We start from the raw sequence: 26,301 nt of genomic DNA on the forward strand, positions 1-26,301 counted from the left end.
CAACGTAACACAGCCGAGGACTATCACAATAGAAAAGGGTTGTGGATCAACTGGCGCAATGACCAGTTGATCCACAACCCTTTTATGGTTTTACCGCTTCATTATGTTGGCTTGTTGCTGTTTACGTTGCTCTGGTGCCGCTGAATCAGCAACGGCAACAGAGCACGGGAAACAGCAATGGCTACTTACTGCTTGGCGACTGTCACCTTCAGCTCGTCGGCGGACGCGTCGGCGTTGATGTCGAGCGTCGTGGCGAGGGTTTCGTGGGCGATGAGATCGCGGAACTGCTCGGCCTTCGGCGCATCGGCTGCTGGCACATCGAGCTTCAGGCTGATGCGGTCGGCGATGTCGAGGTCGGCGTCCTTACGGGCGTCCTGCACGGCGCGGATGACATCGCGGGCATACCCTTCGGCGATAAGGTCATCGTTGAGTGCCGTGTCGAGAATGACGAAGCCACCGCCGGGAAGCGCTGCGGAAACGTCGTTGGCGCGGTCATCCGCTCCGACTTCCTCGACCTGGTTGATCAGCGTGTATTCGCCGTCTTGCAGTTTGAGGTCGCCATTCGGCGTCTCAACGACCGGAGCGCCAGACTCGTCGACATGCCAGTTGCCGGACTTGGAGCCCTTGATGGCGAACTGCACCTGCTTGCCGAGCCTCGGGCCGGCAGCTCGTGCGTTGACCTTCAGATCGTGGACGATTTTCAGGCCATGCTTGCCAGCGTCAGCGAGCGTGGAGAACTCCACGTCCTTGACATTGAGCTCGGTCTTCAGAATATCGTCGTATGCGGCGACGCCATCGGGATTGTCGACCAGAACGGTGAGCTTGGCGAGCGGCTGGCGCACGCGAATCTGGCAGGACTTGCGCAGGGAAAGCGTGCTGGAAACGACTTCGCGCACCTGCTCCATGGCATCCACCAACGCAGGCTCGTCGACCAAGACGCGTCCCAGCTCGGTTTCCTTGCCCTGGTTGAGTTCACCGGTTGATTCGGCGTTCGCGCCGACATCATGGGATTCCTCGTCCTGCACGGTGACGAATGGCCATTCGGCCAGATGCACCGATTCCCCACCGGTCAAGCCACGCCAGATCGACTCGGACTCCATGGGGGCCAACGGCGCCATGACACGCATGAGCACTTCGAGCACGGTGTAGAGGGTGTTGAAGGCGTTCTCGTCCTCATCCCAGAAGCGTTCGCGGTTGTTGCGGATGTACCAGTTGGTGAGCATGTCGATGAAGTCCTGTACCGCGGCGCAGGCGTCGGAGATGGCGAACGTATCGAGCGCATGCTCGACCGACACCACAAGCCTGCGGGTACGGGCCAGCAGGTAGCGGTCCATCTGCGGCAGACCGGCGACCTCTTCAGGCTTCAGCGCGCGAGCGTCGTAACCCTTCCCGCCGTTGGCCGCGTTGGCGTACAGCGTAAAGAAGTAATACGAACTCCACACCGGAAGCAGCACCTGACGCACGGTGTCACGAATGCCATCAGCAGTAACAATCAAATTGCCGCCACGCAGGATCGGCGAGGACATGAGGAACCAGCGCATCGCGTCGGAGCCGTAGTCGTTGAACACGCCGTTGACGTCCGGGTAGTTACGCAAGTGCTTGCTCATCTTCTGGCCGTCGTCGCCGAGCACGATGCCGTGGCAGATGACGTTCTTGAAAGCGGGCTTGTCGAACAGGGCCGTGGCCATGACGTGCAGCACATAGAACCAGCCGCGGGTCTGGCCGATGTATTCGACCACGTAGTCGGCCGGGAAGTGCTGTTCGAAATATTCCTTGTTCTCGAAGGGGTAATGGAACTGCGCGAACGGCATAGAGCCGGACTCGAACCAGCAATCGAGTACGTCGGAAATGCGGTGCATATGCGACTTGCCGGTCGGGTCGTCGGGGTTGACGCGCGTCAGGTTGTCGATATAAGGACGATGCATGTTGACATTGCCCTCACCGTCACGCGGGTAGTCGCCAAAGTCAGTCTTGAGCTGTTCAAGTGAACCGTAGACGTCGACGCGCGGGTACTTCGGGTCGTCGGAAACCCAGACGGGAATCGGCGAACCCCAGAAGCGGTTGCGCGAAATCGACCAGTCGCGGGCGTTCTGCAGCCACTTGCCGAACTGACCGTCCTTCACGTTCTCGGGAATCCAGTTGATCAGCTGGTTGTTGGCCAGCAGACGATCCTTGATCTTGGTGACGGAGACGAACCAGGAAGAGACCGGCTTGTAGATCAGCGGAGTGCCGCAGCGCCAGCAGTGCGGGTAGGAGTGCACGTAGCTCTTCTCCTGGAAGAGCAGCGCGCGATGATTCTCGGGGATGCGGGCCAGCGGGCCGTCGCCGTTGCGCAGGTTGCGCAGGATCGGCAGATTGGCGTCGAAGACGTACATGCCTTCGTAGTCCGGGCAATCGGCGGTGAAGGTGCAGCTAGCGTCGAGCACGTCGATGCAATTGACGCCGGCTGCGTTCAGCGTGTTCATATCGTCTTCGCCATAGACAGCCTGATGGACCATGCCGGTACCTTCGACGGTGTCGACGTAGTCGGCGGCGAGAATCTGGTAGGCGTTCGGCCCAGGGACATGGCCTTCAGACTCGGCTTCTTCACCTGCGAAATATGGGAAAACCGGCCAGTAGCGACGGCCGACCAGCTCCTTGCCTTTAAGTTCACGAACAACCTCATAGTTCTCGCCAAGTTCCTTGGTATACGAGCCGAGCAGCGGCTTGCCCAAGTAGAACTTCTTGCCGGCGAACTTGCCTTCAGTAGGCTTGACCTCGACATAATCGATATCCTCACCAACGACAATAAGGAAGTTGGTCGGCACGGTCCAAGGCGTAGTCGTCCAAAAGACAGCGTAGGCGTCGTCCTCATCACGCATCTTAACGGCGACGGAGAGGGTGATGTCCTGACGGTCCTGATAGACATCGGCATCCATGCGCAGCTCGTGCGCGGAAAGCGGGGTGCGGTCCTTCGGGCAGTACGGCAGCACGCGGTAGCCCTTGTAGGCCAGACCCTTGTCGTAGAGGGTCTTGAACGCCCACATCACCGATTCCATGTAGGTGGTGTTGAGGGTCTTGTAACCGTGCTCGAAATCGACCCAGCGGGCCTGGCGGTGGACATAGTCCTTCCACTCGTTGGTATACTTCAGGACGGACTTGCGGCAGGCGTCATTGAACTTCTCGATGCCCATTTCCTCGATCTGGTCGACCGATTCGATGCCGAGTTCCTTCTGGGCCTCGAGTTCGGCGGGCAGACCATGGGTGTCCCAGCCGAAGACACGGCTGACCTTGCGGCCTTTCATGGTCTGGTAGCGCGGGATAACGTCCTTGGCGTAGCCGGTGAGCAAATGGCCGTAATGTGGCAGGCCGTTGGCGAATGGCGGGCCGTCGAAGAAGACGAACTCGTTGTCGCTGTGGTCGCCGCTGGGGTTGCGCTCGACGGATTTTTCAAAGGTGTCGTCCTTGTCCCAATAGTCGAGCACTGATTCTTCCATTTTGGGAAAGCTTGGGTTCGGCGCGACGTGCGCGCTTTGCTCGCCTACGGACGCCTTGGGATACACATGGGAATTGGTGGTTTCGCTCACCGCTGTCTCCTCGCTTGGCAGATGTCATTACTACCACGAGGACGATGACGGACGCTAACACGCGCCGTTACCGCGGTACCACCTCGCTTGTTGAGCTGTAGATACCTGAACGTATCACACAACACAACCGCTTGAAGTACAGGCTGTCACGGGCCCACCCGTCGGTTCTAATAAGCCATCCACTCCAGTGAACAACCGTTCTTCCAAAAGCTCCCCGCCGATAACGGATCAGCGCTTATGTTGCATACTATAACACCGGACGAGGATTGCATAAGCCCCCTGTCCGGTGCGTGAACAATGAATATTCCTGTTTTAAGTCTGTTTAATAGACCTCGAAACCGTGAGCCTTGAACTGGTCGTGGACACGCTTCTTCAGTTCCTTGGACGGGCCTTCCTTGGTCTCCAGCGGATATGGTATGCCGAGCTGATGCCACTTCGGGCGACCGAGCTGATGGAACGGGAGCACATCGATATGCTCGACAGCGTCACCGAACGATTCACAGATCTTGGCCACGTTTTCGACGTTTTCGACGCTATCGGTCAGCCCCGGAACGAGCACGAAACGCACCCAGATCTTCTTGCCAGCCTTGTTAAGCCTCTGACCGAAGTCGATGGTCGGGGCAAGCTGGCTGCCGGTCACCTCGTGATAGGTCTTTTCGTCGCCGGACTTGACGTCAAGCAAGCACAGATCGATGTCGTCGATCATCTCGTCGGTCCAGCTCTTGTCCAAGAAGCCTGAAGTGTCGAGACAGGTGTGAATACCTTCCTTGTGCACGGCATGGAAGACGCGCGAAACGAATTTGCCTTGCATCATCGATTCGCCGCCAGAGAAGGTGACTCCCCCACCAGTGCTCTGGAAGACGTCCTTATAACGGGTGACGCGCTCAATCATGTCATCGAGATAGACCGGCTGGCCGTCGCGCATCTTCCAGGTGTCAGGGTTCTGGCAGAACTGGCAACGCAACGGACACCCGCTCATGAACACCGTCATGCGGGTCCCCGGCCCGTCGACGGACGTGTTGATGTCCCAGGAATGGACAAAGCCGATGTCGCCGGTGCGCAGCGCATCAATGCGGTCGTGGCGGTCGAGACCTATAGGAGACTGGAAACCCGAGAGACCGCCCATCAACGTGTGCTTGGCATATACTTTCGAAGTCTTCAACATATGCTGCGTTGTGGTTTTAAATTGAGTGGTTTCGGACATCATTGCCCTCCTTGTCAGATTCTGATTCCATAGTAACGGATTTCAAGCTTAAATCCCATTCGTTCGGTGTGCCTCAAGCGCAATGTATGCAACGAATATTCCGCAAGTGAAAACCGATTATTCCTATCCTCTTGAAACGGTTTCCAGGCCCGTGGAACATGATTGAAGGGACGGAACTGACGCCCCGTCCCTTCAAAATCAATTGTTCACCACGTTTCTTAAAGGCAAACCATCACTCAGTGACAGCACCCTGATGGAACGTACGGGAAATGATATCGAGCTGCTGCTCGCGGGTGAGCTTGACGAAGTTCACGGCATAGCCCGAGACACGCACGGTGAGGTGCGGGTACTTCTCAGGATGCGCGACGGCGTCCTCAAGCTGTTCCTTGCGCAGCACGTTGATGTTGGCGTGATAGAGGCCGTGGCCATTGCCGGAATCCAGGATGCCGACCAGGTTGGTCACGCGCTCTTCCTCGTCACGGCCGAGGCCGTCAGGGGTGATCGTATTGGTCAGCGAAATGCCGTCCAGCGCGTCGTTGTAATTGATCTTGCCGACCGAGAACATGGACGGCAGCATGCCGTGCGAATCCATGCCGTTCTCCGGGTTGGCACCAGGAGCATACGGAGTGCCCTTCTTGTGTCCGCTCGGGAAGGAACCGGTCGCCTTGCCATAGACCACGTTGGAGGTGATGGTCAGGATGGACTGCGTTGGAACCGCGTTGCGGTAGACCGGCAGAGCCTTGATCTGATCCATAACCGTGGAGACGGTCCACTTGGCGAGATCATCGGCGCGATCATCGTCGTTGCCATAGATCGGGAAGTCGCCAACCGTGCGATAGCCGACCACCAGGTCGTCATCCGCGCCTTCGACATACTCGTCCTCATGGCCTTCGAGGTTCTTCGCATCCTTGTTGTAGATAGGATAGACCTTCGCATACTTGAGAGCGGAGAGCGAATCTGCAGCAATCGACAGACCGGACATGCCGCAGCCGAGGGTGCGGTAGACTTCCTTGTCGTGCAGAGCCATCTCAACGGCCTCATACGCATACTTGTCATGCATGTAATGGATGATGTTCAGCGCTTCGACGTAGGTCTCGGAGAGCCACTCAAGGGCCTTCTCATAGTTGGCCTTGACCTTCTCATAGTCAAGGGTGCCGTCGGCTTCGGGCTCAATCGGATCGATGACGCCCTTGTCGATGACCTGCATACCGGTCATCTCATCGCGGCCGCCGTTGATCGCGTAAAGCAAAGCCTTCGCGGAGTTCACACGAGCACCGAAGAACTGCATCTGCTTGCCGACACGCATCGGGGAGACGCAGCAAGCGATGGCCGCATCGTCGCCCCAGTGGTTGCGGATGTCGCGATCGGACTCATACTGGATGGCGGAGGTGTCGATGGAGGTACGGGCGCAGAAGCGCTTGTAGCCGTCAGGCAGCTTGGAATCCCAGAAGATCGTGATGTTCGGCTCCGGTCCTGGTCCAAGATGATCCATGGTCAGGGTGGCGAGCAGACGGAACGAGGTCTTGGTGACCATATGACGTCCGTCATCGCCGAAGCCTGCATCGGACCAGGTGGCCCAGTACGGATCGCCGGAGAAGATGTTGTCGTAATCCTTCGTACGCAGGAAGCGGACGATGCGCAGCTTCATGACGAGCTGGTCGATGATCTCCTGAGCGTCGGTCTCAGTGATCTTGCCGTTCTTCAGGTCGCGCTCGAAGTAGCAATCGAAGAAGGCGGAGACACGGCCGAAGCTCATGGCGGCGCCATCCTGGCTCTTGACGGAGGCGAGATAGCCCATGTAGGTCCACTGCACGGCTTCCTGAGCGGTCTGCGCCGGACGGGAGAGGTCGAGGCCATACTCGTTGCCGAGATTGATGAGTTCCTTCAGAGCCTTGATCTGGTCGGCATGCTCTTCGCGGAAGCGGATCCAATGCTCGATCTCGGCCTCGGTGAAGTCGTTGCGATAAGGAATCGAATCCTTGTCGATCTTCTTCTGGGCAATCAGATAGTTGATGCCGTAGAGGGCGACACGGCGATAGTCGCCGATGATGCGGCCACGACCGTAAGCATCAGGCAGGCCGGTGAGAATCTTGTTGTGGCGAGCAAGCTTGATCTGCTTGGTGTAGACGCCGAAGACACCGTCGTTGTGGGTCTTGCGATACTTGGTGAAAATGGTCTTGATGTTGGGGTCGGGCTCCTTGCCTGCCTCAATGATGGCCTGCTCGACCATACGCCAGCCGCCGTTCGGCATCATGGCACGCTTGCAAGGCTCGTCGGTCTGCAGGCCGACGATCACGTTATCGTGTTCCTTGTCCATGATGTAGCCGGGGCCGAAGTTGTCGATGCCTGCCGGGGTGTGGGTATCAACGTCATACACACGCTGCTTGCGCTCTACGGCAAGCTGGTTGTTGTCGAGATACTCCCACATTTCCTTCGTCTTGGGGGTAGCCTTGGCAAGGAAGGACTCGTCACCGTCATACGGCGTATAGTTCTTCTGAATGAAATCGCGAACATCGATTTCCTTTTGCCAATTCCCTCCGACGAAGCCATCCCAAGCCTTTGCTTGGAGCTCTTCCTGAGAGAGAGCAGTCTGATCTACTGCGGTCATTTAGCACTCCTTATTAGTGGAGCAACGCATCTTCACGTTGCGTTCATCTACCATTGTAGAGTGGTCTTCGTCACAGAGAGGCCCAAAATAGTGTGACCTACATCACTTTTTTACCATTTGACCCTTTGCGCCGCTTTTCTGAAATTGGGAGAAAAATCACAAACCCAGCAATAAGAACGATTTCAGGGATTTTGGTGTTCTCTGGACTTCAACGATTGATACTCGAAAATTATGTGATGTACGTCACATTTTCATTTCAGACGAAAGAAACGGGTCAATAGGCTTTGATTCGCCTACCGACCCGTCTCTTTGTTCAAGATGAAAACCTTCAATCACGACTCTTGGTTTTCCTGCCCTTCCTCGGAGCCGGAATCATTGTCCCAGGCGTTCCACTTACGGTTTTGCTCATCCCAGATCAGGTTACGTTCCTTGACGATCTTCCAAGCGTCTTCGGCATCCTTGCGTGACTTATAGGGGCCACTGCGCTGGCTGACCGGCGAAAGCTTGCCAAGCTCGGGCTTGCCGGTGGCGGTGTTGAAATACCACTGCTTGTTTTGCTCGTCGTTTGCGTTCTCTGTGTTTTCTGCCATCGCCATTTCCTTTTATCGTCAACGTGGGCTTTTCAACCTTAACCCAAAGTGGTTTCACGTCGCGCTGGACTCACCCGAGGGCGTAGGACAACAACTCAGCCACGCCTGTTGTAATCGGCGCAGAGCTTGTTGATCGCATCAAGATACTTATAGTAATATACAAGTTCCAAGGCAAGGCAAGCCACTGAGGCGATGCCGAAGGGCGCGATGAAGAACGCCGCAATCGAGAACCATGGGGCCAGGAACATGGGAAGTGCGCAAAACAGCCAATACGTGGAGGCCGATACGGAACGCTCATAGCCTCTGCGCGCGAGTTCATCGCCGACCCGGTTGCTCATCTTGTGATACCAGACAAGCGAGCCGATACCGAGTGTTATCGGAGCAATCAGGAAATAGAGCAGGCAATAGTGCATGGTTTTCTTGCCGTCGTAGCGGCTGGCGACGGTATTGAGGGAATCGGTGGCGCCGGTCATGATGACGATATTGTAGATGCCCAACGTAATGATGCCGAGAAGAATCCACTTGACCAGACTGCGTTGCGTATAGAGCTGACCTACCGGTGCGGCACTGGCCTGGACCGGAATGGTGTTGTAGCCGGGCTGATACTGCTGGACCGTCGGGTCAATCGGAGGATTCTGCGGCGCGGGTTGTGGGACCTGGTACGCGGGTTGTTCCTGCTGGAATTGGCCTTGCTGGTATTGACCGGTGTCGAACTGCGAAGCGTCCTGCTGCCCGAAGTTCTGGAAAGCGGGATCATTGGTCTGCTGAACATACTCCTGCTGCGGCTGGGCTTCGGACTGAGGCTGCTGGAAATTCTGCTCGCCCTGAGACTCGGCAAATTGCGGCTCGGCAGATTGCGGCGCAGCCACTGGCTGTGGTATCGGCACCATATCGGGCTGCGGAACGTTGCCAGCAGGTGAGCCTGAAGATTGCGGAAGAGGGGGAAGCGGAACGTTTGGTTGCGGCATCGGATTGCTCATAGTAGTATCTTTCTTCTTCACGGGCCGACGGTCCCCATTAGACTTCTTCGCCCAAAGAAAAATACTAATCAATCCACACTACCAAATGCAAGCTGACCACTTCTTCATTCATTTCATCTGCATGTCGTCGTATTTGCGTCATATCAGTTGACTGCTTTTTTAATGGCCACATTTCGGTGGCCGCAAAGAAGCACGTTTAGCGTCGCATTGAGACGTTGAGTCTACTCACGGAAGGCACTGGTGACCGGCAATCGACGGTCGCGACCGAATGCCAGCGAAGTCACCTTGGGACCCAGCGGGTACTGGCGGCGCTTCCATTCGGCGCGGTCGACCAGGCGCATCACCGTGTCCACCGTCTTTTCATCGAAGCCGTCTTTCAAGAGATCCGCGCGACCGTGGGCCTTTTCGATGTAAGCTTCGAGCACCTTGTCGAGAAGCGCATATTCCGGCAGCGAATCGGAGTCCTTCTGGCCGGGACGCAGCTCGGCGCTCGGGGCCTTCTCGATACTGGAGACGGGAATCATCACTCCTTCTTTGAGCGGCACTCCCGCTCCCCCGTTCTCGTTGCCGACAATCTTCAAACCTCCTACACCGACACCGGCTGCGGCCGCACAGTTGCGCCAACGCGAAAGTTCCCAGACCCGGGTCTTCAGGAGGTCCTTGATCGGGGCGTAACCGCCCACCGCGTCGCCGTAAATGGTGGAATAGCCGCAGGCCAATTCGGATTTGTTGCCGGTAGCGAGCGCCAGCAGGTTCTTGGAATTGGAATAGGCCATCACGATGACGCCACGAATGCGGGCCTGCAGGTTCTCGGCCGCCACCCCGTCAAGTTCAAGCTGGGATTGGAAGGCTTTGAACAGTGGCTCAATAGGCTGGATGTCGTAATGGGCACCGATGTTCTCGGCCAAATCGGCGGCATCGTCTTTAGAACCGTCGGAGGAATACATGCTCGGCATGGAGACGCCCTGCACGTTTTCGCCGCCCACGGCGTCCGCGGCCATCGCCGCCGCCAGCGCTGAATCGATGCCACCGGAAAGGCCGAGCACGACGCCGGTGAAGTGGTTCTTGGCCATATAATCCTTGAGTCCCAAAACGCAGGCCGTGTAGACTTCCTCGTCCGGGTCACGCAACGCGGCAAGCGTGCCGATCTGCTGATGCTCGGCTGCGGAATCGAAATCGAAGTAGCTCAGGTCTTCGACGAACATCGGCGAGCGCTCGAGAAGAGTACCGTCAGCATCGACCACGAAGCTGCCGCCGTCGAAAATCAGATCGTCCTGACCACCGACCTGGTTCAAATAAATGAGCGGAGCGTCAACCTCGTGCGCACGACGAACAGCCAAATCCTGCCGAGTATGGGTCTTACCTTCTTCATAAGGAGAACCGTTAATCGTCAGCAAAACGTCGATACCTTGACTAGCCAATTCGGCGACCGGACCACCATCCTGCCAGATGTCCTCGCAGATGGCCACGCCGACCTTCACCCCATCGATATCGAGGATCACGGAATGCTGGCCGGACTCGAAGATACGGAATTCGTCGAACACGCCGTAATTGGGCAGGAAATGCTTGTCGTAGGTCGACCAGACGGAACCGGAGTGGAGTACCACCAAACGGTTGGTGGGCTTGCCGTCGATATCGGCCGCTGAAGAAGTTCCTACAGTTCCGACCACCACGTAAAGGTTGCCAAGGCCTTCTTTTTCGAGCGTTTGTGCCAGCTCGTCGGCCTTGTCTGCGGCGGCCTTGCGGAAGGTGGCACGGAAGGCCAAATCCTCGATCGGATAGCCGGTCAGGGTCATCTCGGGAAAAACGACGACCTGGGCCTTGTTGAGCGCGGCCATGCGCGTGAATTGCAGGACGGTGGCGGCATTGCCGTTGAGGTCACCGACGCAGGTGTCTATCTGGGCCAATGCGAAACGTAGTTGAGTCATGTCTTCATCATATCCGTTTCCATGTCGCTTTTGGTAAATACCGCACACGACACCCGTCTTTGCAATGTCTTTTCCGCCACATGCAGCATAGAGAAATGCCGCCCTGACCTTGAAAAGGCAAGAGCGGCATCGTAACGAATAACCGATTAAACGTGAAAACTCAGGCGAGTTCGCTTTCGACGCGCAGCAAAGCGTTGACCATGAATTCGGCAGTTGGTTTGATGGCTTCGTCCAACGCCACGAATTCCGGACTGTGGATACCGTGATGTCCCGGCTGTCCGTTGGAACCGATCGAGCCGAAGACCAGCGGGCCCAGTTGCTGGAAGTCAGCGAAGTCCTCGCCACCCATCGACGTGATGACCGGCACGAAAGTGGCATAGCTGGGCAGATCCTTGGCCACGGGGACAATCAGCGTGGAATCACTGACCAGCGGAACCGCAAGCTCATCCCATTTGATGTCGGCGGTGATGTCGTACGCCGCTGCCGTCGATTCGACGACCTCGCGGAAACGACGGGTGACCAGGTCGTGATCGTCCTTGTAGAAATAACGGACAGTGCCGAGGAATCCAGCAGTATCAGGAATCACATTCCACACGTCGCCGCCGTGAACCTCCGTGATGGAAAGCACCACGGGACGCAACGGGTCGATGTTGCGGCTGACGATGGTCTGCAACGAGAGAATCGTGGACGCGAGCGCCTCGATGGGGCCGGTGCCGCGATGAGGCTTTCCGGCATGGGTGCCCTCGGCGTGGAAGGTGACGGCGAAGCTCACGCAACCGGCCATCATCGGGTCTTTGCTCACCGCGATTTCGCCAGGCTTGTGGTCGGGGGTGTTGTGGGTGCCGATAAGGGCATCGACTTTGCCCAACGCGCCGGTCTCGATGACGTGGCGCGCTCCCCTGCCGGTCTCTTCGGCAGGCTGGAAGAGGATGACGGCAGTGCCCTTGATACGGTCACGGTGCTCGGCAAGCCAGAAAGCGGCAGCGAGCAGGCCGGTCATGTGGATGTCGTGGCCGCAGCCATGCATCACCCCGGGATTCTTGGAGCTGAAGGGAAGGCCGGACTGCTCGTGAATGGGCAGGCCGTCGATATCCGCGCGGACCACGACTCGCGGGCCGGGCTGCTCGCCTTTGATCTCGGCCACCAATCCGGTCTCGAGCGGGGTATCCAACACCTCGATGCCGTGCGTGGTCAGCTGGTCGCGCAGGAATTTGGTCGTCTCATATTCCTTGAAACCAAGTTCGGGATATTGATGAAGATGATGCCTGATTGCGATCAGATCGTCGGAAATCTCCAGTTGCTCTGTCATAATGTAATACTCTTTCTTATCTGTTCCCGTTTAAGAATACCAAGCGGTTATTTTATTGCGAAACCTAAGCCATGCTTTACGTATGCGCCCTGAAGCCCACGCCTCACGCGCTTTGCGACTTGCGCATATCGCTTTCGACATCGCTTAAGAACCCGCGCAACTGGGAGCCGCTGTATTGGTCGGCAAACACGCAAGTGCCCTTGGACTTCTGCTGCAACGCGGCCTTGAACTCCTTAGTATGCGAGATGCCGGCGAGCTTCAGATAGAGCGGGTTGTTGATATCGGCTTTCTTGACGATGAAGACGTTGATGTAGGGGCGGGCGTGGTTGCTGTGCGGGTCGTCGCGGAAGATCGATTCGGAGGGTTTGAGCCCGGCGTCGGCCACGAAATCGTTGTTCATGATGCCGGCAGCGACATCCGGGTCGTTAAGCGACTTGGGGACCTGCGCGCCCTTGACCGGCACGACCTTGACCTTGGAATTGGCTTCGTCGAGGTCGGCCTGGGAGGTGAACGGGGTCCAGGGGTGCTTGAGCTTGATGAGCTTGGCTTGGTCAAGCACGCCCAGGGCACGGGAAAGGTTGGTCTCGTCGTTCGGAACGGGAATGCTCGCTCCGGCCGGAATCTGTGAGACGTCCTTGTACTTGGTGGAATACATCCCGAGCGGGAAGACGCCGGTGGCGCCAATGGGCTGCAAGTCCTTGTGGTTCTTGACGTTGTAGTTGGCGAGCAGCAGGATGTGTTGCGATTCGTTCATGTCAAGGCTGCCGGAGTCCACTGCGGGATCCTCGGAGGTGTAATCCTGAAAATCGACCAGCTGGACCGAGATGCCCAGCTTCTGCGCCTGCTGCTTGAAAACCACCCAGTCGGGATTGGTGACGCCGACCACCCCGATCTTCACCGGATTACCGGGCGTTCCTTTCGCCGCGCTTGCCTTCTTGGCGGCAAAACCGCGATAACCGAAGAAGGCGAGAGCGGCAAGCAGTACAACGACGATGACCGCGATGACGATGTTGCGTTTCGTGTGATTGACGCGTACCGGCTCTTCTGGGCCGAGACCGCCGGCCGAAAGCTGGCTCAGATCCGGATTGGGTTGCGTATTGGGATTTGGTGATGACATATTGTTCCCCTATTGATGATTATTGCTATGTCTTGATGGCAAGAATACACGGCGGAAACAGCGGAAAATATCGAAAAATCAAAAACAATTATCCGTATTCGTTATGACGCGTAGAAGAACCTCATGATTTCGTCAATCACATAACGCGGTCATGGCTCCAGACGTCCGTATTCCGACAATCAGCACACAAGCTACGGAAATAAAGGAAACGTCCGCTTCCTGCCGTTGAAAGCAGAAAACGGACGTCGCAATCTTCGATTTTGTCACGTTCGATATATATGAATCCGCAACAAACGAAACAAAGAAGTTACTTCTGACGTTTGAGGATGCGCTTGGCCAGCATGTTGGCGATGGCCTGCACGACCTGTACGAGCACGATCATGATGATCACAGCCGTCCAGGTGACGGCGGGATCAAACTTCTGGTAGCCGTAGGAAATCGCGAAATTACCGAGGCCGCCACCGCCGATGTAACCGGCCATGGCCGACATGTCGAGAATCGAAATGAAAAGGAAAGCGTAAGCCAGAATCAGCGGTCCAAGCGCCTCGGGAATGAGCACTGTGCGGATGATGGTGAACGTCGAAGCGCCCATGGAACGCGCCGCCTCGATCACTCCCCTGTCAACCGGAACAAGATTCTGCTCGACAAGCCTCGACGTGGCGAAGGTGGCCATGATAATCATCGGGAAAATCGCCGCCGCCGTGCCGATCGACGTGCCGACGACCTTCATGGTCAACGGCTGGATCGCCGCGAGGAAGATGATGAACGGGATGGGTCGCACGATGTTGACGATGATGTCAAGGATGCGGTAGACCACGGAATTCTCGAAAAGATTGCCGGGACGAGTGCCATAAAGAATGACGCCCAGAACCAAGCCCAGAATGCCGCCGACAACGAGGGTGATAAACACCATTTCCAGCGTCTGGGCGATGGACTGGAAGAGCATCGGCTTCAGGATCGACCAATCCTGGTCCGCCGCCAACGTGATGGTTCCCGTAGGCTTTGCCGCCAACGAACCGGTTGCGAAATTGAACGTATTCATCAGTCCTGTTCCTCTTTCCCGTTGTTATCCGCATTCGTGGGCTCGGTAGCTTTATCAGCGCTATCAGCACTCTCGTTCCCCGCCAAACGCGCTTTCGGCCCACCAAGCGGCGTGGAAACCGCCGTATCGTAATCCGCCGGAGCCTGTGCCGTGCCGAAATCGAACACGTCGCTGTCACGGGACAATTCTTCAAGGAACCCGTCAATCACCGACGGTTCCCCTCCCAACTCGTAGGTCATGGCGCCTATCGCATAGCCGGTTACGGTGTCGATGCCCCCGTAAATCAGACTGGTGGAAACCCCGTATTTGGCAATAAGACCTGAAATATTCTGACCGGAAGACGGCACGACCGAATTGTCCAGCTCGCTCTGCGCGTCTTTCTGGCGGATGAGCACGGTGACGATGCGGCCGGCCCACTGACGGTGCATGTCGGAGACGCGCTCGGGATCGGGAATGCCGGAAATGGCCGTGGCGATGAAACGCTTGGTGATCTCCTGCTTCGGCGCAGCGAAAACGCTGTAGGCATCGCCACGCTCGACCACGCGGCCGTCGCTCATCACGGCGATCCGGTTGGCGATCTTCTGCACGACGTTCATCTGGTGGGTGATGAGCACAATGGTGACGCCAAGTTGCTGATTGATCTGCTGCAACAGGTCGAGCACCTCCCCCGTCGTCTCCGGGTCGAGTGCGCTGGTCGCCTCGTCCGCCAGAAGAATCTCAGGGTTCGTGGCCAAGGCCCTAGCAATGCCGACGCGCTGTTTCTGACCGCCGGAAAGCTGGGAAGGATATTTATTGGCGTGTTCCTCAAGACCAACAAATTTCAATAGTTGATTGACACGGCGTTCCTGATAGTCCTTGCGCCAATGGTCGAGCACCAGCGGGTAGGCGATGTTCTGCGCGACGGTTTTAGTGGAGAAAAGGTTGAACTGCTGGAAAATCATGCCGATTTTGCGGCGCAACGGGCGCAGACCGGATTCGTTCAGCCCGGTAATGTCCTGTCCCAGAACACGTACGGAGCCGGAAGTCGGTCGTTCCAAGGCATTGATCATGCGTACCAGCGTCGATTTGCCGGCGCCGGAATAGCCGATAATGCCGAAAACGTCGCCTTTGTTGATGCTCAGCGTGACGTCATCCACCGCTCGCATCGGCTGCTTTTTGTCTTTCGACCTGAATTCCTTGACCACATGGTCGAGCTCGATGATTGCCTCGCTCATATTCCTCGCTTCTTAAAGTTACTGATTAACGTTCTTGCCTGACGCTTCTGCTTAAAGTTCCTGCCCGAGTATATACCGAACCGATTGGCAGCGAACGAACATCGCAAGCTGCCAACCGGTCGAAGCACCCTTCAAAGAAATCGTCAGTCTTTGGCCTTCGCGTCCTTTTCGACGTCCCGCAGGAAGCCCTGCAGCTGCTCGGCGCTGTATTGGTCGGCCAGGGACGCGCTGTTATCCGATTTCTTCATGATACCCGCCGCGACTTTCTTGGAGTGGAAGATCTTCACCAGCTTCAGATACGTGGGATTGTTGACATCGGCCTTGCGCGCGACGAAGATGTTGATATAGGGCCTTGCCTCTTTGGTCTCGGCGCTGTCGTGATAGATCGCGTCACTGGCCTTGAGCCCTGCATCCTTGACATAATCGTTGTTGATCACACCGGCGGAAACCTGCGGATCCTTGAGCGAATTGGCGACCTGCTCGGCCTTCAGGGGAAGCACCTTCACCTTTGAGGCGGCGGTGTCGATGTCGGCCGGGGTGGTGAACGCGGTCCACGGGTGCTTGAGCTTGATGAGGTTGGCGGATTTGAGCACGCCGAGCGCACGAGCCTGGTTGGTCTCGTCATTCGGGACAGGAACGGTGGTGCCGGCCGGGATGTCTTTGACATCCTTGTACTTGCTGGAATAGATGCCCAGCGGATAGACCGCGACGCCGCCAATCGGCTGCAGGTCTTTGTGGTTTTTGACGTTGTAGTCCGCCAGATAAAGGATGTGCTGGAACTCGTTCAGATCAAGGTCGCCGGAATCGAGCGCCGGGTTTTCGGACGTGTAGTCCTGGAAATCCACCAGTTTGACGTAGATGCCCTGCTTTTGCGCTTCGGCCTTGAAAATCGGCCATTCCGGGCTGGTGACACCGACCACGCCGATCTTGACCGGATTGGATTCGCTGCCTTTGGCCGCGGCCGCCTTCTTCCCGGCAAACCCGCGATAACCGAAGAAAGCAAGAACCACAACCAGAACGACAACCACGGCCGCGATGATGATGTTGCGGGCGGTATGGTTCACCCGTACCGGTTCCTGCGGGCCTTGGAAGCTGTCCAAAGGCGCTTTTCCATTCGTATTGTCGGCGTTCTGCTGATCATTTTCTGACGTCATATTTATTCCCCATTTCATTGGATGCGTTGTCGTAACCATACCCGTTCTTACGCTTTCGACACAACACGACAGCCAGAAAAACCTATTGACATTCGTTATAACCAGTACAATAATCGTTGGAAATTCAACGTTTTACAGTGCCATGTATAGCACCGCCGGATGCTGCTCGTCCTAACAGAGTGGGAAAATATTCTTCATGACAAATGTAATTATGCATACCACCGAGGGCGATATCGTCCTGAACCTCTTCGACGACAAAGCGCCGGAAACCGTCAAGAACTTCATCGGTCTCGCCACTGGCGATAAGGAATGGACCGACCCCGCTACCGGCGAGAAGTCGAACAAGCCCTTCTACGACGGGCTCACTTTCCATCGCATCATCAAAGATTTCATGATCCAAGGCGGATGCCCGCTGGGCAACGGCACCGGCGGTCCGGGTTATGAGTTCGACGACGAGTTCGCCGATGACCTCAACTTCGACCAGCCCTACAAGCTCGCCATGGCCAACGCCGGACTGCGTCGTGGACGCGACGGCCAGCCCCACGGCACCAACGGCTCGCAGTTCTTCATCACCACCGTGCCGACCCCGTGGCTCAACGGCCATCACACCATCTTCGGCGAAGTGGCGGATGACGCCGGCAAGTCCGTGGTCGACCGTCTGCAGAACCTGCCCACCGACGGCAACGACATGCCGTTGGAACCGGCCGGCATCGTTTCCGTTGAAGTCGTGAAGTAAATTTCGATTCAACAACAAGAAAGTCCCTCGTCATCTCAGGTTCGATGACGAGGGACTTTCTTTATGTATTGATAAATGTCACATCTTGCGCATATGCGGAACGGCGGAATCCTTGGCCCCAGTCAGGCGGTAGACGTCGAAGACGCCGTCGATCTTGCGCACGGCGCTCAGGAGCGTGTTCATGTGCTGCGGATCGGCCATTTCAAAGGAGAACTGGCTGGTGGCCACGCGGTCGGAGCCGGTGGCGACGGTGGCGTTGATGATGTTGACGCCGTGGTCGGAAAGCACTTGGGTGACGTCGCTCAGCAGATGCGGGCGGTCGAGCGCCTCCACTTGAATTTTGACCATGAACAGGCCCTTGGCACTGGTCCATGCGACCTCGACTACGCGGTCGGGCTGCTGCTTCTTCAGGTTCAGCATGTTCTGGCAGTCGGCGCGATGCACCGAGACGCCTTCGTTCTTGGTAATGAAGCCAAGGATCTTGTCGCCGGGAACCGGGGTGCAGCAGCGGGCCAGCTTGACCCACACGCCTTCCACGCCCTTGACGGAAATGCCAAGCTTGTTGGTGTCGCGGCGGCGTTCGGCGTGCTTGAGCGGCAGCGCCTCCTGCTCGACGTCTTCTTCGACCTCGTCCTGGCCCGCGTCTTTGACCAGTCGGGAGATGACGTTCTGCGTGGAGACCTGGCCGTCGCCGATGGCGGCGAACACGGCGTCGGCGTTGTCAAAGTTGAGTTCGTCGGCCACACCTACCAATGCCTGAGGAGTCAGAAGGTTCGAGACCGGCAGGCTGCGCTTGCGCATGGCACGGGTGAGCTCATCGCGGCCTTCGTCGATGGCCTCGCTGCGACGCTCCTTGCTGAACCACTGGCGAATCTTGTTGCGCGCCTTCGGGCTCTTGACGAAGCTCAACCAGTCGCGTGAGGGGCCGGCGGTCTCAGACTTGGAAGTCAAGATTTCGACCGTATCGCCGCTTTCAAGCACGGTATCGAGCGGGACGAGGCGTCCGTTGACGCGCGCGCCCATCGTACGGTGACCAACCTCGGTATGCACCGCGTAGGCGAAATCGACCGGCGTGGCATGAGCCGGCAGAGAAATAATCTTGCCCTTCGGCGTGAATACATAGACTTCGGCGCTGCCCAAGTCCTCTTTCAGGGAACCAAGGAATTCGTCAGAATCCGGGGTCTCGCTGGTCCAGTCAGCCAACTGCTGGATCCACTTGAGGTTGTCGGCCTCGCTCAGATCCTGGTTCTCTTCGCTTTCGCGTTTGCGATCGCCTTTGTCCGGTTCGCTGAGCTTCCGCCCGGCCTGGCCGTTCTCTTTGTATTTCCAATGGGCGGCGATGCCGAATTCACTGCGCCGGTGCATGTCCCAGGTGCGAATCTGAATCTCGACGGGCTTGCCGCCTGGGCCGACCACGGTGGTGTGCAGGCTCTGGTACATGTTCATCTTCGGCATGGCGATGTAGTCCTTGAACCTACCAGGGATCGGGCTCCACCGGGCGTGGACGGCGCCAAGCACGGCGTAACAGTCCTGAATGGTGTTGACGATGATACGCACGCCCACCAAGTCGTAGATGTTCGAAAAATCGTGGCCGCGCACAATCATCTTCTGATAAATCGAGAAGTAATCCTTCGGCCGGCCGGTGACAGTAGCCTTGATGTGCTGGTCGGCAAGGTCTTCGTTGATCTCGCTGATGATCTGCTTCAAATAGACGTCACGCTGGCCGGCCCGACGGTTGACAAGCACGACGATTTCGTTATAAATCTTAGGATAAAGGACCTTGAAGCTCAGTTCCTCGAGCTCCGTCTTGATGGCGTTCATACCAAGTCGGTTGGCCAGCGGCGCATAGACATCGAGCGTTTCGCGGGCCTTGCGTTGCGCGTTGGAAGGCTTGACATAGCGCCAGGTTCGGGCGTTGTGGAGCCGGTCGGCCAGTTTGACGACGAGCACTCGCACGTCGCGGCTCATCGCGACCACCATCTTGCGGATGGTCTCGGCCTGGGCCGAATCGCCGACCTCCATGTTGGTGAGCTTCGTCACCCCATCGACCAGACCGGTGACGGTATCGCCGAATTCCGCGCGGCAATCGTCAAGCGTGTAATCCGTATCTTCGACGGTGTCATGCAATAACCCTGCGGCGACCACCAACGAACCCATGCCGAGATCGGCAAGAATCTGGGCTACGGCCAACGGATGAATAATGTAAGGCTCACCGGAACGACGGCGCTGGTTGCGGTGCTGCCAAACAGCCCGACGGTAGGCGCGCTCGAGGATGGACAGGTCTGCATCGGGATGGTGAGCACGGCAGGCGCGCACGATGGGCTGCAGCGGGTCGAGCGGGTCCGTGCTGATCTCACAGCCCAGCATCCTCGCCGAATTGTTGTCCGAAACCGTATCGCCCATGCCCGCTCCCATCACCGTTATGCGTTCATTCTATCTGATTGAAGGACGGCCCGTCTCTATTTGCTCGCCATCCCGGTGGAACCGAACCCGCGCTCGGCCCGATCACTGCCCGGCAACGTGGCCGCAGGGACGAACCGAGCCTCGACGTAACGTTGGATGACCAGCTGTGCAATGCGGTCTCCCGCGTGCAGAACCGCCGTATGTTCGGGGTCAAGGTTGATCAGCGGCACCTTGATCTCGCCTCGGTATCCGGCATCAATAGTGCCCGGTGCGTTCAAAACCGTCAGTCCCATCTTCACCGCCAACCCGGAACGCGGATGGACCAGGCCGACATAACCGTTGGGCAGCGCGATAGAAACGCCCGTCGGCACCAAAGCGCGTTCGAACGGCTTCAACTCGACATCCTGCGTAGTGGTCAGATCGGCGCCGGCGTCGCCCGCGTGGGCGTAACGCAAGGCGGGCACGTTCCCATCGGTATCGGCCTTCAGGAGCACTTCGACGTTTTCCGGTTCGTTATAGCTTTCGGCGTAGGCCATCAGGCGGCGCACTCCTTGCAGACCGGGCCATTGGGACCCATGTGGTCAAGCTGGCTGCGATGCTTGACGAGGAAGCACTCCGAGCAGATGAACTCGTCGCCCTGCATGGGGATGACGGTCACCGAAGAGTCCTCGTTGCTGAGGTCTGCGCCGGGCAGCTCGTAGTCTTCGGCGATGGCGTTCTCGTCGTCGTCGATGTCCTCGGCGGAATCTCGGTTGCTCTTGCTCAACGCCTGAAGGGATTCCTCGTCCTCGTCCTTGTTACGAGGGGAATCGTAATCTTGGGCCATCTCGCATTCCTTTCTTTGTTGGTTCACGGTATCCTATACCGCTGGCGTCCGTGTCAAAATGTCTTTTACGGGCTAAAGGATACACGATTTCGGAAATTCGTAAAGTACGACACGAGGGACATAATGGAATAAAGTAAAATTCTCGTAGTTTTATTGTTCCAGGAAAGTGGTGCTCGCATGCCAATCAGTTCAGTTGCGGATGCTCGGTTCGACCATGTCGACGAGGATGGCGAGCTGGTGTTCGTTTCGAAGGGATTGAGGTTCCGCATATCGGTGGACGACACACTGGAACATGCCATCTTAGAGGCACGTCAGATCTTAAGCGAAGCCGATGAGGCAAGCAACCCGGGTCTGGCACAAACCCTACCGATTTCAAGCATTCAGGCACTTATCCGCGCCGGCGCGCAACCCGAAAAAGTAGCCGAGAAATACGGTCTGAGCCAAGCGTTGGTACGACGTTTTTCGGCCGCCGTGGAGACGGAAAAGCAATACGCCATCGAACAGTTTCTGGCGGTTTCGGCGCCGAAAGGAAGCAAGGTCCATTCCGTCGAAGAGCTCATCGCACGCACGCTGGCGGCCGCTCGCATCGGCATGGAATCGGTCAAGTGGGGTGCGACACGCCGGGGGCGCGAACCGTGGCTGATTACGGCGACATTCAGCACCCAGCGCAATCGCATACGCGCCGAGTGGACATGGAACATGCACGATAACACCGTCGAATGCCAGAACGCGGCGGCGCAGATACTGCTCGGTGAAAGGGACACGACGCGACAGCCCGAACGGTCCGACGACAGGGCGGAAAATGCCAGTGCAGAAAACGCGGATTCAGGTCGCTCCCGGGAAAACACCGAGGATATGATACCTTCCGCAGCACAAGCTTCACCGCAAGAGCGCAAAAACGAGGCGATGACCGGCTCGGAATTCGCGCCGAGCCGACCGTTGCCCGGCAACTCCGTACGTTCCGCGCGAATTGCCAGCACTGTGGCCTCGATGCAGGAACGGAACGAGGGTCCATCGCAGACAGCCAAACCGTATGCGACCGACGATTTGGCTTATCAAGGCGGCAGACAACAGGATTCGGCAGATGACGGCTACGTGTCGTTGCCTTATCCTGCACCGGTTCTCAACTCACAGCCAACTTCAGAAAACTCTCCAATGTCGGATTCCGCAGACATGGCAACTGTGCCGGTCGACGCCCTGTCTTCATTGCCGTTGCCGGACCGTACGCCTGCGGCACAACCCCAGATGTTCACCGCGTTCGGAGACGAAACACAAGCACGAACAGGCAATGACCGCTCCGACACTTCCCGAAATGCCAATGAACGGCAAAGCGGCAAAAGCGCAAGTGAAAGCCAGCATCACGACGAACACAAGCACAGCAAACGCAGGTCGGGGCGTTCCGCAGTGCCCAGCTGGGACGAAATCCTCTTCGGGGAGTGATTTTCGAAACCGTTGGTCAGTCGTTGATTAAAGGGGCATCCCCGATATTCAATCGGATGTATTAGTGTAATCGGGGCAGTGAAGCGCATCTTATCTGTTCGAGTTAGGCCACATCAATCAGGCACGGAATTTCGCGCTCGAGATGCGTCAATGAGCCATGAACGCCTAGAAGACCCATCGCCCCTTCACTTTGGGCACGTGAATCCACAATCGTGGCGTTGCCTTTGGCACAAACGATGACGTCGCCGATCAAAGGCTTCACACGCGCCTCGACATCGCCGTATAGACCGTGCTCGATGGCAACGTCGCGTGTGAAGACTTGCGCACGGTCAGCCAATTCCTCACGCCAACGCTTGACTATGGCATCGATATCCGCACCTGGCTCGGCGTATAGCATCGTCATGCGGGGTTCGCCGGCGACCAACGCAACATCGCGCGTCAGATTCTCCCGATTCGCGATATCGATCTGGTGCTCAAAATCAACCTCGACCATGCCATGGTCGGCGACAACCACCATCAGAGTGCCAGGTTTCAAGCCACGTCTCAATGCCTTCAACTGTTCGTCAGTGTTTTCCAGCGCGGTGGCCCATTCCTCGCTGAACGGACCATGGTGGTGCCCGGCCTTATCGACAGCATCAACATAGTAATACGTGATTCCCGGTTTGGCGGCGGCTTTAATGGCGGCACGCACGCGAAGCTCCTCGTGCCGTGAACCCTGATATTCCGGGCCTCGCAAGGCGGCGCGGGTGAGAGCCGAATGGGCGAACTTCGGCAGACCTACGCTGGTGACGCGCACGCCGTCGGAGACAAGACGCTCGAAAATCGTGGGCTGCTGCTGCAAATCCTCCGGATCGGGCGCACCGGCGAAGCTGATGAGTTGGCACACCTCCCCCGTTTCCGCATTGCGCTGGGTGAAGCCGGTCATGCCCGTCATACCAGGGCAGGTGCCGGTACCGAAAGCACCCATGACGATCGGAGTGGTGCTGGGAATACAGGTCGCGATTGGTTTCGCGTTACGTTCCTGATTCATCAAGCCACGCAGATACGGAGCGTGACCCGCACGCATGGCGAGATTCCAGAAGCCCAAACCATCCACAAGAACGATGACCGCGGAATCGGCTTTTGGAAAACCCAACGCAACCCTTGCTGCCTCGGGGTCGGGATGGACACAAGTAGGCATCGGATGGCCGATAGTCGCACTTAAAGCCGGTAACACGGCGGAAATATGACGACTGCTGCTATACGCATCAATTTGGCGGAATTTCAGTAGTTCGCTCATCGGCTCGACTTCAACACTCATGCCCCCATTGAATCACCGCACGCGGAAAACGGCAGGTGCGGCAAGGTCTCCGACGAGGGCAACCGGTATGATAAAGCGGATTGTCTTTTAGTAGATAGAGGTGCTTTTCAGTATGGCTCAACGTCGCAAAACGGCCAAACCAGCCTATGACCCGCACACGGTCAAGGAGAACATCGTCGAAACGCCGCTCGACGAGGAAATGAGCAAATCGTTCCTCGAGTATGCCTATTCGGTGATTTACGCGCGAGCCCTGCCCGACGCGCGCGACGGCCTCAAACCGGTGCAGCGACGCATCATCTACCAGATGGGTCAGATGAACCTGACCCCCGACAAGCCGTATATGAAGTCCGCCCGCGCCGTCGGCGAAGTGATGGGCAAACTGCACCCGCACGGCGACTCCTCCATCTACGAGGCCATGGTGCGTCTGGCCCAGCCGTTTGCGATGCGTCTGCCGCTGGTGGACGGGCACGGCAATTTCGGCTCGCTTGACGACGGACCCGCGGCCTCGCGTTACACCGAGGCAAGGCTTGCGCCCGCGGCGCTGGGGATGAACGCCAATATCGACGAGGATACCGTCGACTTCTCCCCCAACTACGACAACAAGCTCAAAGAACCGGACGTGCTGCCGGCCGCCATCCCGAACCTACTCGTCAACGGCGCTTCGGGCATCGCGGTGGGCATGGCCACCAACATGGCCACGCACAACCTCGGCGAAGTGGTAGCCGCCGCGAAATATTTGATGAAGCATCCCGATGCCACGCTCGACGAACTGATGGACTACGTGCCCGGGCCGGACTGGCCAGGCGGCGGCATCATCATCGGACGCGACGGCATACGTGACGCCTACGAAACCGGGCGTGGAACGCTGACCACCCGCTCTGCCACCCATATCGAAAACGTGACCGCGCGCAAAAAAGCCATCGTCGTCACCGAACTGCCGTTCATGGTCGGCCCCGAACGCGTGCTCGAACGCATTTCCGAAGGTGTGAAAAACCACCATATCGAAGGCGTTTCCGGGGCCATCGACTTGACCGACCGCCACAACGGCACACGCATTGTCATCGAGATCAAAACCGGCTTCGACCCCAACGCCGTGCTCGCCCAGCTCTTCAAGAACACGCCATTGGAAGACAACTTCACCATGAACAACGTGGCGCTCGTCCACGGACGGCCGCACACGATGGGCTTGAAGGAAATGCTCGAAGTGTGGGTGGAGCATCGGCGCAACGTCATCCACCGGCGCAGCGAATACCGCCTTCGCAAGGCGCAGGAACGGCTGCACTTGGTCGAAGGCATGCTGCTCGCCATGGTCGACATCGACGAGGTCATCCAGGTCATCCGCACCTCCGACAACGCTGACGCCGCCAAAACACGCTTGATGGCCGTCTTCGATCTGGACGAGATCCAAGCCCAATACATTCTCGATCTTCGTCTCCGCAGACTCACCAAGATGAGCCGCATCGAGCTCGAGGCCGAACAGGACGATTTGAAGAAGCAGATCGATGAGCTCAACGCCATCCTCGCCTCGGGCGAGCGGCTTGACGAGGTCATCGTTTCCGAGATGGACGAGGCCGTGGAGAAGTGGGGCGACCCGCGACGCACGGTGCTGCTGGAACGTCACGAGGACGGCAGTCTGACGCCGGTGCGTTCACTGGCTTCCTCTGCTTCAGCGAACGATGGTGCCAACGCCAACCCGGATTCTTCCGCTTTGGCCGCAATTCGCGTGGAAAATACCGTTTCGCAGGCAGCACAGGATGTTGAAGCTGCGAAGAAGGCCAAGAAGGCCGGCAAGGTCGAGGAAGCTACGGCGGCACTGCGTCTTGATGACGAACCTTGCGCCGTGATGCTCAGCGCCACCGGACTCATCGCACGCACCTCGCCAAGCGCCGTCGACCTCTGGCAGACGCGCGAAGCGAACGGCAAGCGTGCGCACGACGATCAAATCGTCTCCATCTTCGCCAGCACAACGCTTTCCAGCTATGGGCTCATCACTTCTGCAGGGCGCTTGGTTCTGGCTCATGTCGCCGACCTGCCGTCGCTGCCTGCAAGCGAGAATCTGAACGTCTCCGGCGGCGTGAATGCCGACGAGTTGCTCGGCATGACCACCAGCACCGAGCCCGTTGCGGGCGAACACGTCGTGGCAGCGATTGCCATGGGCGATGTTTCCGAGAAGACTGCATCATCTGATTCCGATAACGCCTCCGACACCACCAACATCCCGCTGGCCATCGGAACGCGCAATGGCATCGTCAAGCGTTGGAACCGAGAGTCCCCCAGCACCATGGATTCCTGGCCGGTCATCGATTTGAAGGACGGGGACGTCGTCGTATTCGCCGCACCCGCAGCCGACGACGACCGTATCGTCTTCATCTCCTCGGATTCCTCGTTGCTGACCTTTGAGACCAAGGTGGTGCGCCCGCAAGGCCGCACTGCAGGTGGCATGAACGGCATCAGGTTGGCCGAAGATCAGCATGTCGTGGCCTTCAACGTGGTGTCGGCAGGCAAAATCGCCTGGACCTACGACGAAGGAGAGAACGGTCTGTATTCGGCCTCAGGAGCCGTCATACTCACCGTTGCCGGCGATGACGGCGCCTTGCCTGGTACCGAAACCGGGGCGGCCAAGGTGACCCCGCTGGAAATGTACCCGACCAAGGGACGCGGCACCGGCGGCGTACGTTCCCAGCGCTTCCTCAAGGGCCAGAACACTCTGACCTGCGCAGCCATCGGCACCTACCCGCTCTACGCCAGCACGTCTGGTGGCGCACCTGTCGAGCTGCCCAAGCCGGATATGCGTCGCGATGCCTCAGGCGTTGATCTCCCTGCACCGATCGAGTACGTGGCATAAAAATGAATTGATAATTTATATGGCCGCAATCTGAATTCT

Annotated in this window: 18 protein-coding genes; 3 read left to right on the forward strand and 15 right to left on the reverse strand. The window is 57.7% G+C overall.

The genetic code is table 11. The features are described 5' to 3' along the window. Positions 1-185: 185 nt before the first annotated feature. The 11 genes from ileS to OZX62_RS06560 form a co-directional block, all read right to left on the reverse strand. Positions 186-3,566: a mupirocin-resistant isoleucine--tRNA ligase gene (gene ileS, locus OZX62_RS06510; RefSeq protein ID WP_277175417.1), complete on the reverse strand. Its 3,381-nt coding sequence runs from the start codon at positions 3,564-3,566 to the stop codon at positions 186-188. Between the two features lie 322 nt (positions 3,567-3,888). Then, entirely contained in the window at positions 3,889-4,770 is an 882-nt protein-coding gene (pflA, locus tag OZX62_RS06515; protein WP_277175418.1) for a pyruvate formate-lyase-activating protein, read from the reverse strand. Positions 4,771-5,002: 232 nt separating this feature from the next. Further along, on the reverse strand, positions 5,003-7,378 hold the full coding sequence (gene pflB, locus OZX62_RS06520) for a formate C-acetyltransferase (protein ID WP_277175419.1): 2,376 nt from the start codon (positions 7,376-7,378) through the stop codon (positions 5,003-5,005). 332 nt (positions 7,379-7,710) lie between these two features. Further along, positions 7,711-7,968, reverse strand: a complete 258-nt coding sequence (locus tag OZX62_RS06525; protein WP_277175420.1) for a hypothetical protein — start codon at positions 7,966-7,968, stop codon at positions 7,711-7,713. 95 nt (positions 7,969-8,063) lie between these two features. Then, entirely contained in the window at positions 8,064-8,948 is an 885-nt protein-coding gene (locus tag OZX62_RS06530; RefSeq protein ID WP_277175421.1) for a DUF4234 domain-containing protein, read from the reverse strand. 221 nt (positions 8,949-9,169) lie between these two features. After that, on the reverse strand, positions 9,170-10,876 hold the full coding sequence (locus tag OZX62_RS06535; protein ID WP_277175422.1) for an NAD+ synthase: 1,707 nt from the start codon (positions 10,874-10,876) through the stop codon (positions 9,170-9,172). 160 nt (positions 10,877-11,036) lie between these two features. Beyond that, positions 11,037-12,185, reverse strand: coding sequence for an amidohydrolase (locus OZX62_RS06540; protein ID WP_277175423.1), 1,149 nt, complete (start codon positions 12,183-12,185; stop codon positions 11,037-11,039). A 103-nt stretch (positions 12,186-12,288) separates the two neighbouring features. After that, positions 12,289-13,302, reverse strand: a complete 1,014-nt coding sequence (locus OZX62_RS06545) for a MetQ/NlpA family ABC transporter substrate-binding protein (protein ID WP_277175424.1) — start codon at positions 13,300-13,302, stop codon at positions 12,289-12,291. Positions 13,303-13,609: 307 nt separating this feature from the next. Next, on the reverse strand, positions 13,610-14,248 hold the full coding sequence (locus OZX62_RS06550; RefSeq protein WP_277177056.1) for a methionine ABC transporter permease: 639 nt from the start codon (positions 14,246-14,248) through the stop codon (positions 13,610-13,612). Between the two features lie 95 nt (positions 14,249-14,343). Then, on the reverse strand, positions 14,344-15,558 hold the full coding sequence (locus tag OZX62_RS06555) for a methionine ABC transporter ATP-binding protein (protein ID WP_277175425.1): 1,215 nt from the start codon (positions 15,556-15,558) through the stop codon (positions 14,344-14,346). Between the two features lie 143 nt (positions 15,559-15,701). Then, a complete protein-coding gene (locus OZX62_RS06560; protein ID WP_277175426.1) occupies positions 15,702-16,712 on the reverse strand; it encodes a MetQ/NlpA family ABC transporter substrate-binding protein in 1,011 nt (336 codons plus the stop codon). Positions 16,713-16,908: 196 nt separating this feature from the next. Between OZX62_RS06560 and OZX62_RS06565 the strand changes: the two genes are divergently transcribed. Then, positions 16,909-17,448 (forward strand): peptidylprolyl isomerase, encoded by a 540-nt coding sequence (locus OZX62_RS06565; protein ID WP_277175427.1) that lies wholly within the window; start codon positions 16,909-16,911, stop codon positions 17,446-17,448. A gap of 78 nt (positions 17,449-17,526) precedes the next feature. Here the strand turns inward: OZX62_RS06565 and OZX62_RS06570 are convergent, their stop codons facing one another. From OZX62_RS06570 to OZX62_RS06580, 3 genes are read right to left on the reverse strand one after another with little or no spacing between them, the layout of a single operon-like run. After that, positions 17,527-19,851: a bifunctional (p)ppGpp synthetase/guanosine-3',5'-bis(diphosphate) 3'-pyrophosphohydrolase gene (locus OZX62_RS06570; protein WP_277175428.1), complete on the reverse strand. Its 2,325-nt coding sequence runs from the start codon at positions 19,849-19,851 to the stop codon at positions 17,527-17,529. A 56-nt stretch (positions 19,852-19,907) separates the two neighbouring features. Next, positions 19,908-20,387 carry a dUTP diphosphatase gene (gene dut / locus OZX62_RS06575; protein ID WP_277175429.1) on the reverse strand — a complete coding sequence of 160 codons (480 nt, stop codon included), beginning with the start codon at positions 20,385-20,387 and terminating at the stop codon, positions 19,908-19,910. Further along, a complete protein-coding gene (locus tag OZX62_RS06580; RefSeq protein WP_277151701.1) occupies positions 20,387-20,677 on the reverse strand; it encodes a DUF4193 domain-containing protein in 291 nt (96 codons plus the stop codon). Before OZX62_RS06580 ends, dut begins: the two co-directional genes overlap by 1 nt. Positions 20,678-20,854: 177 nt before the next feature. Between OZX62_RS06580 and sepH the strand changes: the two genes are divergently transcribed. Continuing rightward, on the forward strand, positions 20,855-22,117 hold the full coding sequence (gene sepH, locus OZX62_RS06585; protein WP_277175430.1) for a septation protein SepH: 1,263 nt from the start codon (positions 20,855-20,857) through the stop codon (positions 22,115-22,117). Positions 22,118-22,220: 103 nt separating this feature from the next. On the opposite strand, the gene OZX62_RS06590 is transcribed toward sepH, so the two are convergent. Continuing rightward, on the reverse strand, positions 22,221-23,417 hold the full coding sequence (locus tag OZX62_RS06590) for a nucleotide pyrophosphatase/phosphodiesterase family protein (protein WP_277175431.1): 1,197 nt from the start codon (positions 23,415-23,417) through the stop codon (positions 22,221-22,223). 112 nt (positions 23,418-23,529) lie between these two features. Here OZX62_RS06590 and OZX62_RS06595 point away from each other — a divergent pair, with 112 nt between their 5' ends. Next, the gene (locus OZX62_RS06595; protein WP_277175432.1) at positions 23,530-26,262 is read left to right on the forward strand and encodes a DNA topoisomerase IV subunit A; all 2,733 of its coding nucleotides are present in this window, start codon (positions 23,530-23,532) and stop codon (positions 26,260-26,262) included. Positions 26,263-26,301 lie beyond the last annotated feature (39 nt).

It is taken from the genome of Bifidobacterium sp. ESL0690, from assembly GCF_029392315.1.
GTDB lineage: Bacteria > Actinomycetota > Actinomycetes > Actinomycetales > Bifidobacteriaceae > Bifidobacterium.

Bases quoted from the DNA above. Each gene is read 5' to 3' on its own strand.
- pflA (WP_277175418.1), bottom strand. From the start codon at position 4,770: ATGTCCGAAACCACTCAATTTAAAACCACAACGCAGCATATGTTGAAG.
- pflB (WP_277175419.1), bottom strand. From the start codon at position 7,378: ATGACCGCAGTAGATCAGACTGCTCTCTCTCAGGAAGAGCTCCAAGCA.
- OZX62_RS06525 (WP_277175420.1), bottom strand. From the start codon at position 7,968: ATGGCAGAAAACACAGAGAACGCAAACGACGAGCAAAACAAGCAGTGG.
- OZX62_RS06530 (WP_277175421.1), bottom strand. From the start codon at position 8,948: ATGAGCAATCCGATGCCGCAACCAAACGTTCCGCTTCCCCCTCTTCCG.
- OZX62_RS06535 (WP_277175422.1), bottom strand. From the start codon at position 10,876: ATGACTCAACTACGTTTCGCATTGGCCCAGATAGACACCTGCGTCGGT.
- OZX62_RS06540 (WP_277175423.1), bottom strand. From the start codon at position 12,185: ATGACAGAGCAACTGGAGATTTCCGACGATCTGATCGCAATCAGGCAT.
- OZX62_RS06545 (WP_277175424.1), bottom strand. From the start codon at position 13,302: ATGTCATCACCAAATCCCAATACGCAACCCAATCCGGATCTGAGCCAG.
- OZX62_RS06550 (WP_277177056.1), bottom strand. From the start codon at position 14,248: ATGCTCTTCCAGTCCATCGCCCAGACGCTGGAAATGGTGTTTATCACC.
- OZX62_RS06555 (WP_277175425.1), bottom strand. From the start codon at position 15,558: ATGAGCGAGGCAATCATCGAGCTCGACCATGTGGTCAAGGAATTCAGG.
- OZX62_RS06560 (WP_277175426.1), bottom strand. From the start codon at position 16,712: ATGACGTCAGAAAATGATCAGCAGAACGCCGACAATACGAATGGAAAA.
- OZX62_RS06565 (WP_277175427.1), top strand. From the start codon at position 16,909: ATGACAAATGTAATTATGCATACCACCGAGGGCGATATCGTCCTGAAC.
- OZX62_RS06570 (WP_277175428.1), bottom strand. From the start codon at position 19,851: ATGGGCGATACGGTTTCGGACAACAATTCGGCGAGGATGCTGGGCTGT.
- dut (WP_277175429.1), bottom strand. From the start codon at position 20,387: ATGGCCTACGCCGAAAGCTATAACGAACCGGAAAACGTCGAAGTGCTC.
- OZX62_RS06580 (WP_277151701.1), bottom strand. From the start codon at position 20,677: ATGGCCCAAGATTACGATTCCCCTCGTAACAAGGACGAGGACGAGGAA.
- sepH (WP_277175430.1), top strand. From the start codon at position 20,855: ATGCCAATCAGTTCAGTTGCGGATGCTCGGTTCGACCATGTCGACGAG.
- OZX62_RS06590 (WP_277175431.1), bottom strand. From the start codon at position 23,417: ATGAGTGTTGAAGTCGAGCCGATGAGCGAACTACTGAAATTCCGCCAA.
- OZX62_RS06595 (WP_277175432.1), top strand. From the start codon at position 23,530: ATGGCTCAACGTCGCAAAACGGCCAAACCAGCCTATGACCCGCACACG.